This is a genomic window from Citrobacter sp. Res13-Sevr-PEB04-36, assembly GCF_015672735.1.
Classification (GTDB): Bacteria; Pseudomonadota; Gammaproteobacteria; order Enterobacterales; family Enterobacteriaceae; genus Citrobacter.
This window is the reverse complement of sequence record NZ_JADABY010000039.1, coordinates 56409-70647: the sequence shown is the minus strand read 5'-3', so window position 1 is coordinate 70647 and position 14239 is coordinate 56409. Positions and strand designations below refer to the sequence as shown.

14 protein-coding genes are annotated in these 14239 nt (G+C 54.0%); 6 read left to right on the top strand and 8 right to left on the bottom strand.

Translation table 11 applies throughout. From position 1 onward, the window contains the following. Positions 1-62 precede the first annotated feature (62 nt). From hemP to IMQ48_RS11315, 6 genes are all read left to right on the top strand, one after another. Positions 63-251 (top strand): hemin uptake protein HemP, encoded by a 189-nt coding sequence (gene hemP, locus IMQ48_RS11340; protein WP_196209108.1) that lies wholly within the window; start codon positions 63-65, stop codon positions 249-251. A 75-nt stretch (positions 252-326) separates the two neighbouring features. Beyond that, positions 327-2309 carry a TonB-dependent hemoglobin/transferrin/lactoferrin family receptor gene (locus IMQ48_RS11335; protein ID WP_196209107.1) on the top strand — a complete coding sequence of 661 codons (1983 nt, stop codon included), beginning with the start codon at positions 327-329 and terminating at the stop codon, positions 2307-2309. 47 nt (positions 2310-2356) lie between these two features. After that, positions 2357-3385, top strand: coding sequence for a hemin-degrading factor (gene chuS, locus IMQ48_RS11330; RefSeq protein WP_196209106.1), 1029 nt, complete (start codon positions 2357-2359; stop codon positions 3383-3385). Continuing rightward, positions 3382-4203 carry a hemin ABC transporter substrate-binding protein gene (locus IMQ48_RS11325; RefSeq protein ID WP_196209105.1) on the top strand — a complete coding sequence of 274 codons (822 nt, stop codon included), beginning with the start codon at positions 3382-3384 and terminating at the stop codon, positions 4201-4203. Before chuS ends, IMQ48_RS11325 begins: the two co-directional genes overlap by 4 nt. Beyond that, positions 4203-5195, top strand: a complete 993-nt coding sequence (locus IMQ48_RS11320; protein WP_196209104.1) for an iron ABC transporter permease — start codon at positions 4203-4205, stop codon at positions 5193-5195. Before IMQ48_RS11325 ends, IMQ48_RS11320 begins: the two co-directional genes overlap by 1 nt. Then, the gene (locus tag IMQ48_RS11315) at positions 5188-5967 is read left to right on the top strand and encodes a heme ABC transporter ATP-binding protein (RefSeq protein ID WP_196209103.1); all 780 of its coding nucleotides are present in this window, start codon (positions 5188-5190) and stop codon (positions 5965-5967) included. The genes IMQ48_RS11320 and IMQ48_RS11315 overlap by 8 nt, the downstream gene beginning before the upstream one ends. Here the strand turns inward: IMQ48_RS11315 and selO are convergent. The 8 genes from selO to pheT all read right to left on the bottom strand — a co-directional run bounded on the left by selO (position 5964) and on the right by pheT (position 14236). Continuing rightward, positions 5964-7406 carry a protein adenylyltransferase SelO gene (selO, locus tag IMQ48_RS11310; protein ID WP_196209102.1) on the bottom strand — a complete coding sequence of 481 codons (1443 nt, stop codon included), beginning with the start codon at positions 7404-7406 and terminating at the stop codon, positions 5964-5966. The genes IMQ48_RS11315 and selO overlap by 4 nt on opposite strands. A 61-nt stretch (positions 7407-7467) precedes the next feature. Then, positions 7468-8181 (bottom strand): EAL domain-containing protein, encoded by a 714-nt coding sequence (locus IMQ48_RS11305; protein ID WP_196209101.1) that lies wholly within the window; start codon positions 8179-8181, stop codon positions 7468-7470. Between the two features lie 319 nt (positions 8182-8500). Then, entirely contained in the window at positions 8501-8965 is a 465-nt protein-coding gene (locus IMQ48_RS11300; RefSeq protein WP_196209100.1) for a C40 family peptidase, read from the bottom strand. A 77-nt stretch (positions 8966-9042) separates the two neighbouring features. Next, positions 9043-9792, bottom strand: coding sequence for a vitamin B12 ABC transporter ATP-binding protein BtuD (btuD, locus tag IMQ48_RS11295; protein WP_196209099.1), 750 nt, complete (start codon positions 9790-9792; stop codon positions 9043-9045). Next, complete coding sequence (locus IMQ48_RS11290) at positions 9792-10343, bottom strand: glutathione peroxidase (RefSeq protein WP_196209098.1); 552 nt, start codon at positions 10341-10343, stop codon at positions 9792-9794. Before IMQ48_RS11290 ends, btuD begins: the two co-directional genes overlap by 1 nt. Before the next feature lie 66 nt (positions 10344-10409). After that, entirely contained in the window at positions 10410-11390 is a 981-nt protein-coding gene (btuC, locus tag IMQ48_RS11285) for a vitamin B12 ABC transporter permease BtuC (RefSeq protein WP_196209097.1), read from the bottom strand. A gap of 154 nt (positions 11391-11544) precedes the next feature. Further along, positions 11545-11844: an integration host factor subunit alpha gene (gene ihfA / locus IMQ48_RS11280; RefSeq protein WP_003030571.1), complete on the bottom strand. Its 300-nt coding sequence runs from the start codon at positions 11842-11844 to the stop codon at positions 11545-11547. A 4-nt stretch (positions 11845-11848) separates the two neighbouring features. After that, entirely contained in the window at positions 11849-14236 is a 2388-nt protein-coding gene (pheT, locus tag IMQ48_RS11275; RefSeq protein WP_196209096.1) for a phenylalanine--tRNA ligase subunit beta, read from the bottom strand. Positions 14237-14239: the final 3 nt, after the last annotated feature.

Sequence of the window (14239 nt, the reverse complement as noted above, 5' to 3'; positions counted from 1 at the left end):
GCAAATTTTCACTTTGATGATAATGATTATCATTGTTACATTGATTGCTATTTTTAAACACTATGTCACGTATGGATAACACAACGGCAACGCCTGCAAAAACAAAAACACCGCCCTCTGCCCCCGCCGCTGAGCGTCGGATTGACAGTAAAAGTCTGTTAGGTAACGAGGGACGCGTGATTATTGAGCATGACGGACAGCATTATCTGCTGCGTCAGACCCATGCCGGAAAACTGATTTTAACGAAATAAACCCACACTTTTCGCCAGCCACCCAGGTTATCCCCAGGCAGCCAGCGCTTTTCGAGTTTCTAATGGAGAGTTGCTATGCTTTACCTGCACACCGCGAGTATACGCCCATCGTTGCTGGCGCTGGCGATCGTCTGCAGTCTTCCTGGTGCCGCGTATGCGGCAGTTGAAGATATGACCGTTACCGCCACTGGCAATGCCCGCAGCGCCTTTGAAGCACCGATGATGGTCAGCGTCATCGACGCGACGGCCCCGGAAAATCAAACCGCCAGCTCCGCCGCCGACCTGCTGCGCAGGGTACCCGGCCTGACACTTGACGGCACCGGTCGTACCAACGGTCAGGACGTCAACCTGCGTGGCTACGACCGACGCGGCGTACTGGTGCTGGTCGACGGCGTGCGTCAAGGCACTGACACCGGACACCTCAACAGCACTTTCCTCGATCCGGCCCTCATCAAGCGTATTGAAGTGGTGCGCGGTCCGTCCGCACTACTGTACGGCAGCGGCGCGTTGGGCGGCGTCATTGCCTATGAGACAGTGAATGCCAGCGATCTGCTGGACGCAGGGAGAAACAGCGGTTACCGCGTATTTGGCACAGCCGCAACGGGCGACCACAGCCTCGGGATGGGAGCCAGCACATATGGCCGTACCGATACGTTGGACGGGCTGCTGTCATGGTCCAGCCGTGATCGTGGTGACATACGTCAGAGCAACGGTACTACCGCGCCAAACGACGAGGCGATTAACAATATGCTGGCGAAAGGCAGCTGGAAAATTGACGACGCCCAGACGTTGGCTGGCTCGCTGCGCTATTACAACAACGATGCACAGGAACCTAAAAACCCGCAGGCCAGCGACGCGAACAGCAGCAACCCAATGACTGACCGCTCGACGATCCAGCGCGATGCACAACTGACCTACTCACTAGCCCCGGCAGATAATGACTGGCTGAATGCCAACGCAAACATTTACTGGTCTGAGGCGCGTATTAACGCACAAAACCCGGATGCCACCGGCGAGTTTCGTAAGCAAACCACAAAAGGTGGGAAGATTGACAACCGCACTCGTCTGTTTAGCGATGCTTTTGCGGCGCATCTGCTGACGTATGGCGGCGAGCACTATCGCCAGGAACAGCGACCGGTTGGCGCAACCACCGGTTTTCCACAGGCGAAAATTGATTTCAGCTCCGGCTGGCTACAAGACGAAATCACGCTGCGTGACCTGCCGGTGACCTTGCTGGGCGGCACGCGTTATGACTCTTATCGCGGTAGCAGCGACGGTTACGCGGATGTTGATGCCGATAAATGGTCTTCCCGTGCCGGAATGACCGTTTCCCCAACCGACTGGCTGATGCTGTTTGGATCTTACGCCCAGGCCTTCCGTGCGCCAACCATGGGCGAAATGTACAACGATGCGAAACACTTCTCCATCGGCCGTTTCTACACCAACTACTGGGTGCCTAACCCGAACCTGCGCCCGGAAACCAACGAAACGCAGGAGTATGGTTTCGGTCTGCGCTTTGACGATCTACTGCTGGCAAGCGATGCCCTTGAATTTAAAGCCAGCTATTTTGACACGAAAGCGAAAGACTATATTTCCACCCGCGTCGATTTTGCCGCCGCGACAACTATGTCTTACAACGTTCCTAACGCCAAAATCTGGGGCTGGGACGTGATGACGACCTACACCACCGATCTGTTCAGTCTGGATCTAGCCTATAACCGCACGCGCGGCAAAGACACCGACACCGGTGAATATATTTCCAGCATTAACCCGGACACCGTCACCAGTAAGCTAAACGTGCCTGTTGCACATAGCGGTTTCTCGGTTGGCTGGCTCGGCACCTTTGCCGACCGCTCAACCCATATCAGCAGCAGCTACACTAAACAGCCCGGTTATGCGGTCAACGACTTCTATGTCAGCTACCAGGGACAGCAGGCGCTGAAAGGCATGACTACCACACTGGTACTGGGTAACGCCTTTGACAAAGAGTACTGGTCACCGCAGGGCATTCCGCAGGATGGACGCAACGGCAAAATTTTCGTGAGTTATCAGTGGTAATCACTTTCCCCCAATTAGCCGGGGTAGCAATCTGGAAGGAAGAGACAATGAATCATTACACACGCTGGCTGGAACTGAAAAAAGAAAATCCTGGCAAATACGCACGTGATATTGCGGGGTTGATGAATATTAGCGAAGCCGAACTGACCTTTGCGCGCGTTGGTCATGACGCCTGGCGCTTACGTGGCGAAGTGCGCGAGATCCTCACCGCACTGGAGGCCGTAGGCGAAACCAAATGTATTTGCCGCAACGAATATGCGGTGCATGAAGTCATCGGCGCGTTTACGAATCAACACCTGAACGGTCATGCCGGACTGGTACTCAATCCGCGCGCCCTCGATCTGCGCCTGTTCCTGAATCAATGGGCCAGCGCATTTCACATCAGCGAAACCACCGCTCACGGCGAGCGCCAGAGCATTCAGTTTTTCGATAATCAGGGCGACGCGTTGCTAAAGGTCTACACCACGCAGCATACCGATATTGCTGCCTGGGGCTCGCTGCTGACCCGTTTCATCTTCGCGGAAAACCCACCGCTGATGCTGCAAACACTCGAAACCGCCGTTTCTGGCGTTAACGCAGACGCTACGGCGGTAGATGCAGAGTGGCGCACCATGACCGATGTGCACCAGTTTTTTGGCCTGCTGAAACGCCACAACCTAACCCGTCAGCAGGCCTTTCGACTGGTAGGCGACGATCTGGCCTGCAAGGTGACTAACGGCGCGGTGGCCCAACTGCTGGAAACCGCACGTCAGGATGGCAATGAAATCATGGTATTTGTCGGCAACCGCGGTTGCGTGCAGATTTTTACCGGTGTGGTGGAAAAACTGGTGCCAATGAAAGGCTGGCTGAATATTTTCAACCCGACCTTCACGCTGCATCTGCTGGAAGAAACCGTCGCCGAAACATGGGTTACGCGTAAGCCAACCGCCGACGGTTATGTGACCAGTCTGGAACTGTTTGCGGCAGACGGTACGCAAATCGCCCAGCTATATGGGCAGCGTACGGAAGGAGAACCGGAACAGAAACAATGGCGTACGCAAATTGATGCCTTAATACCGGAAGGACTGGCCGCATGAAAAAACTGTGGATCCTGATTGCGCTTCTGCCACTGGCGGCACAGGCCACTCCCGATGAAAAAGTGGTAGCCCTTGGTGGTGACGTAACAGAGATTGTCTACGCGCTCGGCGCACAGTCATCCCTTGTCGCGCGCGACAGTACCAGCCAATGGCCAGAAGCGGCAACCGCATTACCGGACGTGGGTTATTTGCGTCAACTCAATGCCGAAGGGATCCTCGCCACCCGCCCTACTCTGGTTCTGGCCAGCGCACAGGCGCAGCCTTCATTGGTGCTCCAACAGGTTGAGCAAAGTCATGTCAGCGTCGTTACGGTACCGGCAGGTAACGCGCTCAGCGTGATTGATGAGAAAATCAGGGTCATTGCGCAGGCGACCCACCGAGAAGCACAAGGCGAGGCGCTACGCCAAACCTTACGCCAGGCGCTGGCTGAATTACCTTCATCTGAACTCAACAAACGCGTGCTGTTCATTCTCAATCATGGCGGAATGACCGCCATGGCTGCCGGACAGCAAACCGGGGCCGATGCCGCCATTCGTGCCGCCGGTTTGCGCAACGCTATGCAGGGCTTTACCCGCTACCAGCCCTTGTCTCAAGAAGGGGTGATTGCCAGTCAGCCCGATCTGGTGGTGATTTCGCAAGACGGCGTCAAGGCGATGGGAGGGGAAGAGAGTCTGTGGGCGTTGCCAGGGCTGGCGCAAACGCCTGCTGGTCGCCATAAACAGGTGTTGCAAATTGACGATATGGCTTTGCTCGGCTTTAGCGTGCGTACGCCGCAGGCCATCCTGCAACTGCGCGCCAAAGCAGAGCAATTACCCTGATGTCCTGGCGTATCACCTGCTCTTTGTGGATGCTGGCCACTACGCTGGTCGTGATGACAATTGTAGCCACCGGTTTTGGCGCGTTGCATCTGCCGGTGAGCTTGTTCTGGCGCGAGGGAGATGGCGCGCTGCGTCAAATCTGGCTCACTATTCGACTGCCGCGCGTGCTGCTGGCACTGGTAATTGGCGGTTCACTGGCTCTGGCGGGCTGTGTAATGCAAGGACTGTTTCGCAATCCGCTTGCCGACCCTGGCCTACTGGGGATAAGCAGCGGCGCCGCCTGCGCCGTCGCCTTGTGGGTGGTATTGCCGGTAACCTTACCCGCGCTGCTGATGCTGTATGCCCCGATGCTGGCGGCGTTTCTCGGCGCACTCGCCGCCACCGTGGTGATTTTTATCCTCAGTCAACAGCGCGATAGTTCACTGTCACGCCTGTTGTTGGTGGGTATTGCCATCAATGCACTGTGTGGAGCGGCAGTCGGTGTGTTGTCGTGGGTCAGCAATAATGCGCAACTGCGCCAACTGTCACTATGGGGGATGGGCAGTCTGGGTTCGGCGCAGTGGTCAACGCTACTGGCGGTCACCTCGCTGATGCTGCCCACTGTGCTTGTTGTCTGGCGCTTAGCCCCGGCGCTGAATCTGCTGCAGCTCGGTGAGGAAGACGCGCACTATCTTGGTGTCGATGTGCGATGGGTCCAGCGTATTTTACTGTTATGCAGCGCGCTGTTAGTTGCCGCCTCCGTCGCGGTCAGCGGCGTGATTGGGTTTATCGGCCTGGTTATTCCGCATTTGGTGCGCATGTGGCTCGGTAGCGATCATCGGGCGGTGATCCCAGGCTCTGTATTGGCGGGGGCATTATTACTGTTGATCGCCGATACCCTCGCGCGAACAGCCGTTGCACCTGCTGAAATGCCAGTTGGTCTGTTGACCAGCATTCTTGGTGCACCGTGGTTTTTGTGGCTTATTTTTCGGCAGCGAGGAGTACATGGCTGAACATTTTATCGCCGAAGATCTGAATTATCGCGTGGCAGGCAGGTCGGTGATTCGCGACGTGTCGCTGACGCTTACAAAGGGTGAATTGGTGGCGTTGATCGGCCCAAACGGCGCGGGGAAGTCCACGTTACTGCGCCTGCTGACCGGTTTTCTTACTCCGGCAACCGGGTACTGCTTACTGAACGGGAAGCCGCTAAATGACTGGCACACGCAGACGCTGTCTCGCCATCGCGCAGTCATGCGTCAGCAAACGCAGGTGGGCTTTGACTGGCAGGTTGAGGCCGTAATCGCCATGGGGCGAGCCCCCTGGACCCAACGGCCCGAACCAACGCTTATCGCTCAGGTGATGGCGTTAACCGGATGCACTCCACTGGCTGGCAGGCGCTACGCCGCGCTTTCTGGTGGCGAGCAGCAGCGTGTTCAGCTTGCTCGTGCGCTGGCGCAGTTGTGGCGCAACGGCGCGCCGCGAGGCTGGTTATTCCTCGATGAACCTACCTCAGCGTTAGATCTCTACCACCAGCAACACCTGTTACGCTTGTTAGCGTCGTTAACCGCTGCGGGGGAGTTACATGTATGCATCGTCCTTCACGATCTCAATCTTGCCGCGCTGTGGGCTGATAGAATTATCCTGCTCCATGACGGACGCATTGTTTCTCAGGGGACGCCGGAAGACGTTTTACAGGCCGATGACCTGATGCGCTGGTACGGTGCCCAGCTACACGTTGGCCTGCACCCGGCCAACGCGTCGCCACAGGTTTTTCTCGCCCCTTAACTTGAACAACTAACTTCCAGCCGCTTACCCCAGTCAGGTGGACGGCTGACATAGTCATCATCCCTGTCGGTAAACGGCGTGCGCAACGCGATGTGTAAGCGATGTAGTTCGGCGTAATCCCCCTGCTCTGCCTGGCTTATTGCCCGCTGCGCCAGCCAGTTGCGCAACACCATTGCCGGATTCACTGCTTTCATCTGCGCCTGTCTTATTTCGTCAGCCACGTTATCCTGCTGCAAACGTAAACGATAGCGCGCAAACCAATCATCAAATGCCGTCCGGTCAATAAACTCATCGCGCAACGGCGATGACGCGCTGTGCTGCTTCGTCTGACTCAACATACGAAACGTTCGCGTGAAGTCGCTTTTTTCTCGTACCATCAGGCTAAACAGTTCGCTGAGCAATTCGTTATCGTTTTTTTGCTCGCTAAAGAAGCCCAGTTTTTGTCGCATCCGCTGCCCATAACGGGTCAGCAGCGCCAGCTGATAGCTATCCAGCGCGTCATTGAGCGCATCGACCGCAATAAAAGGCGACAGGGTTTGCGCCAGACGCTGCAAATTCCACAATGCGGCAGCTGGTTGATTATCGAAACTGTATCGCCCCTGGTGATCCGAATGGTTACAGATAAAATCAGGCACATAATCATCCAGAAAACCGAAGGGACCGTAGTCCATCGTCAGCCCCAGAATCGACATGTTGTCGGTATTCATCACCCCATGCGCAAATCCTACCGCCTGCCAGTCGGCGATTAACGTCGCGGTACGCGTGACCACGTCCTGAAACCACAGTTGATATTTATCCGCCTCATCCTGCCAGTGCGGCCAATAATAGCGGATCGCAAAATCGGCCAACTGGCGTACTTTTTCCGGTTCACGACGATAGTAGAAGTGTTCAAAGTGACCAAAGCGCATATGACTTTGCGCCACGCGGATAAGCATCGCCCCTGCTTCCACCGTTTCGCGGTAGACCTGCGTGTCGCTGGTAACAACCGACAGCGCCCTGGTGGTGGGGATCCCCAGATAATGCATAGCTTCGCTGGCAAGGCTTTCGCGAATCGTCGAACGCAGTACCGCACGCCCGTCCCCCATACGGGAATATGGCGTGAGTCCAGCCCCTTTCAGATGCCAGTCAAGCGTCGTGCCATCGGCAAGCAGTTGTTCGCCCAGCAGGATCCCGCGCCCGTCACCCAACTGGCCTGCCCAGACGCCAAACTGGTGCCCGCTATAGACCTGTGCCAACGGCGACATGCCGGGAAGCAGCGATTCACCGCCCCAAACCCCTGCGCCATTTTCACTCTTAAACAGCGCAGCCGGGATCCCAGACTGCTCAGCAAGAGCATCGTTATGCCAGATAACGCGCGCATTTTTCAGGGGAGTGGGCGAAAGTGCAGTATACGTTGCTGGCAATTCATCACGCCAGCGGGTGGTAAAAGACAGGGTCATAGGGCCTCCTGTCACTAGTGTAGACGGTTAATGGAGGGTTAAACACCGGCAAATACAAGGGTTATCCCTGTATCAACGAGATTATCTTCGCCGGTGAAACCGCTGGCCATAACGCCCCCTGCATGGCGCTGAATCCGAGGGGCAATGCCCGTTCAAGCATCTCTTGCGTATCAATGCCGCTAATGATTATTGATTCACAGCTTGGGGATATTTGCGCCAGGATAGCGCGCATAAAGGGCTCAAACGAATTTTGCGCAATCCGTTGTTGAATAAAGTTTTTATCCATTACGACACGTTTGAAAAGACCATCAAAAATTGCACGTGTAGATATGCCCGCAGCACCAAAGTTGGTCAAAATTAATGGAAAACGTGCCGCTAATGCCACCAACGTTTGATTTTCTTTACCCTTGTTTAACTCGGGAAAACTTTCATTAATGGTGAACTCAATAAATGAAAATCGTTCAATACGTGAAGTATATTCCGCTTCTGATAATAAAGTATTAGCCACTGCCGGAGTTAAATTAATCCAGACTGGGATCTTACGTTGAATAAAAAAATGTTGGCATGTTTCGATTAATTCGAGTTTTTCACTAAATAGTCGACACTGCTCATCGTCAGTCATCCGGGTCATAACCAACTCGGTCGGCATGCGCACGACGCCATCAGCGCTGACAAAATGGGTGATGATGTTTACGTATTCAAGGTCGCCTCTTTCACTTCTCGCAGGAAGAAAAGAGAACTCAGAATGATATAAATTATCCAGTGAAACTATCATTGTGCCAGCCCCGTTGCATGGGTGTAACCCGGCATCCTGTAGCGAAGGATGGAAAAATACGTCATATCAGATACAAATAGAGGCCCTTTCATTTTTCCCTTTTTAGCCAGTAAATCGAATCCTTTTTTTTAGCTTATCCTGATTATAAGCCAATATCCAGCTTTGTACTTTTTAATAACTCGGCATAAATCATATTTTTAGTAAAATACTCTCTTAATGCACAGGGTTATTGTCAGTATAGTAGCAGAAGTGAAAGTTGACTTTTAAATGACAATGATGAGGCCGCCTCATACGCAACCGACCCCATCATCTGAGATGACTAAATACGTCGCGCCTGCCAGAAATTTTTACGCCAGTAGACATTATCAAGAGACGAACGCATCACTCCCCGACTGGTTGACGCATGAATAAATTGATTATTGGTATCGTAAATACCGACGTGTAAGCCGCTTTCCCCCGAGCCAGTTTTAAAGAAAACCAGATCGCCTGGCAGCAATTCGTCTTTATCTATTTCAGTACCAATCTTTGACTGCGTGCGCGTATCGCGCGGCAGTTGTAAATCGAACTGATCGCGCATCGTCATCAATACAAATCCAGAACAATCCACGCCGCTACGACTCATACCGCCGTATCGATAGGGTGTGCCACGCCAGTTCTGTAACTGGTCGTTAAGACCGGCTATCACGGCAATAGAATCCGATAACCGGGCATTGGGCGCAGGAGCACGATGACTACTGCACCCTGCCAAAAACAATACTGTGATGAAAAGAAGCCAAAAACGCATTCAGGACGAATCCTCTATTTTTTATTCTTAAGTCAATTTAGCGTGGAAATTATGTGGTTTTCAAGAACCCATTTAACTTAAGTGGTTGATATGAGCATTCTGTGGCCTTCGATATCCAGGCGTCGGAAGTTTACGCCATAGGCCTGAGAGAGATTAGCCGGTGTCAGTACCGCATCGCGTGAACCACTGGCCAGTAACTTTCCGCGCTTGAGTAACCAGGCCTTGTGCGCATGACGCAGCGTATGGTTCAGGTCATGGCTGCTCATCACAATCGCTATCCCCTGCTGGCACAGCTGACTCAATAGCCTGTCCAGCGCATTTTGTTGCGCAACATCCAGACTGTTCATCGGCTCATCTAACAGCAGCAACTGCCCGTGCGGGTTAGCCTGTGGGCAAATTTGCAGTATCACCGCCGCAAGGCGCACCCGTTGCCATTCACCGCCGGAGAGTTGGTTAACCCCACGTCCGAGTTTGTCACCCAACCCCAGCGCGTCGGCCACCTCTTGCAGCAGATCGGTTCGCGCTTTATCGGGCTGATGCAGCGTCAGGAAATGCCAGACCGGCATTGCAAACGGGGGATTTTGTTGTTGCGCAAGGTAAGCGCGGTGTTGCGCCAGCTTTGCGGCAGGCCAGTCGTCAAGCGGCACATCACCGAACACAACGCTTCCCTCACCGGTCGTTAACCCCGCCATCCGCGCCAGCAGCGTGCTCTTTCCGGCACCGTTAGGCCCGACAAGGTGCAGGATCTCCCCTGCCCTGATCTCGCCAGAAAGCGGGCCGAGCCGGGTCGATTCCGTCACATCCTGGAGCCGCATCAAGGAAGGCATTATTTTGCCAGCGCCGCGTTAATATGTTCAACAAGGATGGGATCTTCAGGCGTCATATCGGGTGAAAAACGCTGCACAATCTGACCATCGCGACCGACTAAAAACTTCTCGAAATTCCACAGAATATCGTCCGGGTGGAGCGGCGCGCGGCCTTTGCTCGCCATACGCGCATAAAACCCACTGTCGGCAGGAGCCACGGCGGTGGGCGCGGCTGAAATCAGTTTCTGATACAGCGGATGGCGCGCTTCACCATTGACGTCTATCTTGCTGAACATCGGGAAAGTAACGCCCCAGGTGGTACTGCACCAGGTTTTAATTTCCTCATCGCTACCCGGCTCCTGGCCGAGAAATTGATTACAGGGGAACCCCAACACGGTAAATCCCTGCTCGTGCCATGCTTTCTGCAAATTTTCCAGTTGTTCATACTGCGGCGTTAATCCACATTTTGAAGCAACATTCACAATTAACAGGACTTTTCCGGCATACTCCCGCAACGAAACGACTTCCCCGTCGATAGTCGTCACTTCTGTATTGAAAATAGTGTCTTGCATAGCATCTCCTGTTGGATAGTCAGCGATCGATTTTCAGTGTTTAATCATAGTCCGAACCGCGGTCTTCTAGCGCCCGGATTTTAGCAATAACCAGATAAATACCGGTGCGCCCATGGTTGCCGTCACAACACCTATAGGCAGCTCAGCCGACGCCAGAACCAGACGCGCAACAACATCTGCTAACAGTAACGCAATGGCACCCGCCAGCGCGCAACCAGGCAGTAATACGCGGTGATCGGTTAATCCACACAGTCGCAGGATATGCGGAATAACGAGACCGATAAAACCAATGGCACCGGCAAGCGCCACGCTAACGCCCACCATCCAGCCGGTGGCAACTACAAGCAGATTGCGCCAGAACCATAAAGGCAGTCCCAACTGGCGCGCAGAGGTCTCCCCCAGCGCCAGCATATTCATCGGCTGCGACTGACAGCAAATCCACAGTAAAACCGGAAGCAGCGCGATCATCAGCCAGGCCTGTTGCCAGTCAACGCCGCCAAAGCCGCCCATCATCCAGTACATTAGCTGTCGCAAGTCAAAAGAGGTAGAGAAGTAGATAGCCCATGTCATCAACGCGCTACAAATAATACCGAGCGCCACACCAGCGAGTAGCAGCCGACTGGTAGACAGATGACGGCGAGCAAAACGCAGGAGGATAAGCGTGATGATAAGCGCCCCGGCAATCGCACACAGACCCAGAGCCCAGCCGGGCAGTTTACCCTGCCCCAACAGCACCGCAGCGATGAGTCCAACCCCTGCGCCGTTAGACACACCCAGCAAGCCTGGTTCGGCTAACGGGTTTTCAAATAACGCCTGCATCACGGCTCCGGAGAGTGCCAGTGCAGCACCAACCAGCAGTACGGCAAGCGTACGAGGAAGTCGAATTTGCCAGACAAACAGATCGCCACGGGCGCTAAACCAGTCGCCGGGCGCAATCCACAGTTCTCCTGCGCACAGGCTGAGGATTGTTGCCAGCAGCATCAGCGCTGACAGAGACAGTATCCAGCGCACATTTCGTCGCTGTTGTTGATGGGCGAAAGTCAGCATGTTTTCCATTCTGCTGAAAAGAGATGGGGGGATTTTACGGTGCTGATTCGGTAGTGGAAAGGAAAAAGGCCGCAGAGCGGCCTTTTTAGTTATACGCGTCATCTTTTATGCCACCGGTTTGCTGGCGGCACAAAAGATTTAACATGTTGTTAAATCACTCTTCTTTCGGCGTTGCGTTTTCGACCCGACTTTTTAACTTCTGTCCGGGTCTGAAGGTCACCACGCGCCGTGCTGTAATGGGAATATCTTCGCCCGTTTTCGGGTTACGGCCCGGACGTTGATTCTTATCACGCAGATCGAAGTTACCAAAACCAGAGAGTTTCACCTGCTCACCGTTTTCCAGAGCACGACGGATCTCTTCGAAAAACAGCTCGACCAGTTCTTTGGCATCCCGCTTGCTAAGCCCAAGCTTATCAAACAGATATTCTGACATTTCAGCTTTTGTAAGCGCCATAGGTTCAATCCCTCAATGATGCCTGGAATCGCTCTTTTAATGCCTCTACACATTTGGCGACGGTAGCGGCAATCTCCTCTTCTTCAAGTGTACGGCTGGTATCCTGAAGGATCAGGCTGATAGCGAGGCTCTTATAACCCTCCGCAACACCCTTACCGCGGTACACGTCAAATAAGTTTACGCCAACTACCTGATTTACGCCAACTTTCTTACACTCGGATAAAATATCCGCAGCGGGAACGTTTTCTGCCACCACTACGGCGATATCACGGCGGTTCGCCGGGAAGCGAGAAACTTCACGCGCTTGAGGCACCACGCGGTCTGCGAGCTTGTTCCACTCCAGTTCAAAGACCAAAGTGCGACCGTTAAGATCCAGTTTACGTTCCAGCTCAGGATGAACAACCCCAATGAAACCAATACGTTCACCTTTCAGATAAATCGCCGCCGACTGCCCCGGATGCAGCGCCGGATTGGCTTCAGCTTTAAACTGAATGTCACCCAGTTTACCGGTCAGGTCGAGAACGGCTTCCAGATCGCCTTTCAAATCATAGAAATCAACAGTCTCTTTTGCCAGGTCCCAGTGTTCATCATGACGGTTACCGCAGATCGCACCCGCCAGCATCAGATCCTGACGGATCCCGAGGTTAGCCTGGGTATCAGGCACAAAACGCAAACCCGTTTCAAAAATACGTACGCGGTTCTGCTGACGGTTCTGGTTATACACAACTGTAGACAGCAAGCCGGTCCACAGGGACAGACGCATTGCCGACATGTCGATTGAAATAGGGCTTGGCAGCAGCAGCGCTTCTTCACCCGGGTGCAGCAACGCCTGAACTTTTGGATCGACAAAGCTGTAGGTGATCACTTCCTGGTAGCCTTTGTCATTGAGCATGGTTTTGACACGCTTCAGCGATAAATCCGCTTCACGATGCGTCCCCATGATCAGCCCTGCCTGAATTGGCATATTAGGGATATTGTCATAGCCGTATACGCGGGCAATTTCTTCGACCAGGTCTTCTTCGATTGACATGTCGAAACGCCAGCTCGGTGCAACGGCCTGCCACTCATCCTGACCTTCCGTCACGTCACAACCCAGACGACGCAGAATATCACTCACCTGCTCATCGGCAATATGATGGCCGATCAGACGATCCAGTTTGCTACGGCGAAGCGTAATGGTTGCGCGTTTTGGCAACGTACTTTCGTTCGTTACGTCAATAACCGGACCGGCTTCACCGCCACAGATGTCAATCAGCAGACGCGTTGCACGCTCCATAGCTTTGTGCTGCAGCGCCGGATCGACACCACGCTCGTAACGGTGAGAGGCATCCGTGTGCAAACCGTGACGACGCGCGCGGCCGGTAATGGACAGTGGGCTGAAGAACGCACATTCCAGCAGAACGTTTTGCGTCTCATCATTCACACCAGAGTGCTCACCACCAAAGATGCCGCCCATCGCCAGCGCTTTGTTATGGTCAGCAATAACCAGCGTATCCGCATTCAGTTTTGCTTCGCTACCATCGAGCAGTACCAGGGTTTCACCCTCTTTTGCCATGCGCACAACAATCCCGCCTTCAATGCGGTCTTTGTCGAAGGCGTGCATCGGCTGGCCCAGTTCGAGCAGCACATAGTTAGTCACATCAACCACAGCATCAATGGAGCGGATCCCGCAACGACGCAGCTTCTCTTTCATCCACAGTGGCGTTGGCGCTTTAACGTTGATACCTTTAACCACACGCCCCAGGTAGCGCGGACACGCGTCAACGGCTTCAACCTGGATTGGCAGTACGTCGGAAACCGTCGCCGCAACAGGGGCGATTTCCGGCTCAACCAGCGGGGCTTTATTCAGTACCGCGACATCGCGCGCAACACCGATGATGCCTAAGCAGTCGGCGCGGTTTGGCGTGACGCTAATTTCGATGGTGTTATCGTCAAGCTTCAGATATTCGCGGATATCGGTGCCAATCGGCGCATCCGCTGGTAGTTCGATAATTCCGTTATGGTCATCGGAAATACCCAACTCAGAGAACGAGCACAGCATCCCTTCTGATGGCTCACCGCGCAGCTTGGCGGCTTTAATCTTGAAGTCGCCCGGCAGTACGGCACCGATGGTCGCCACCGCGACTTTCAGTCCCTGACGGCAGTTAGGCGCGCCACAGACGATATCCAGCAGACGCTCGCCGCCCACATTAACTTTGGTGACACGCAGTTTGTCTGCGTTCGGATGCTGACCGCACTCAACTACTTCACCGACCACTACGCCATTAAACTCACCGGCAACGGCTTCAACACCGTCGACTTCAAGGCCAGCCATGGTGATCTGGTTTGACAGCGCATCGCTATCAATTGCCGGGTTTACCCATTCGCGTAACCACAGTTCACTGAATTTCATTGT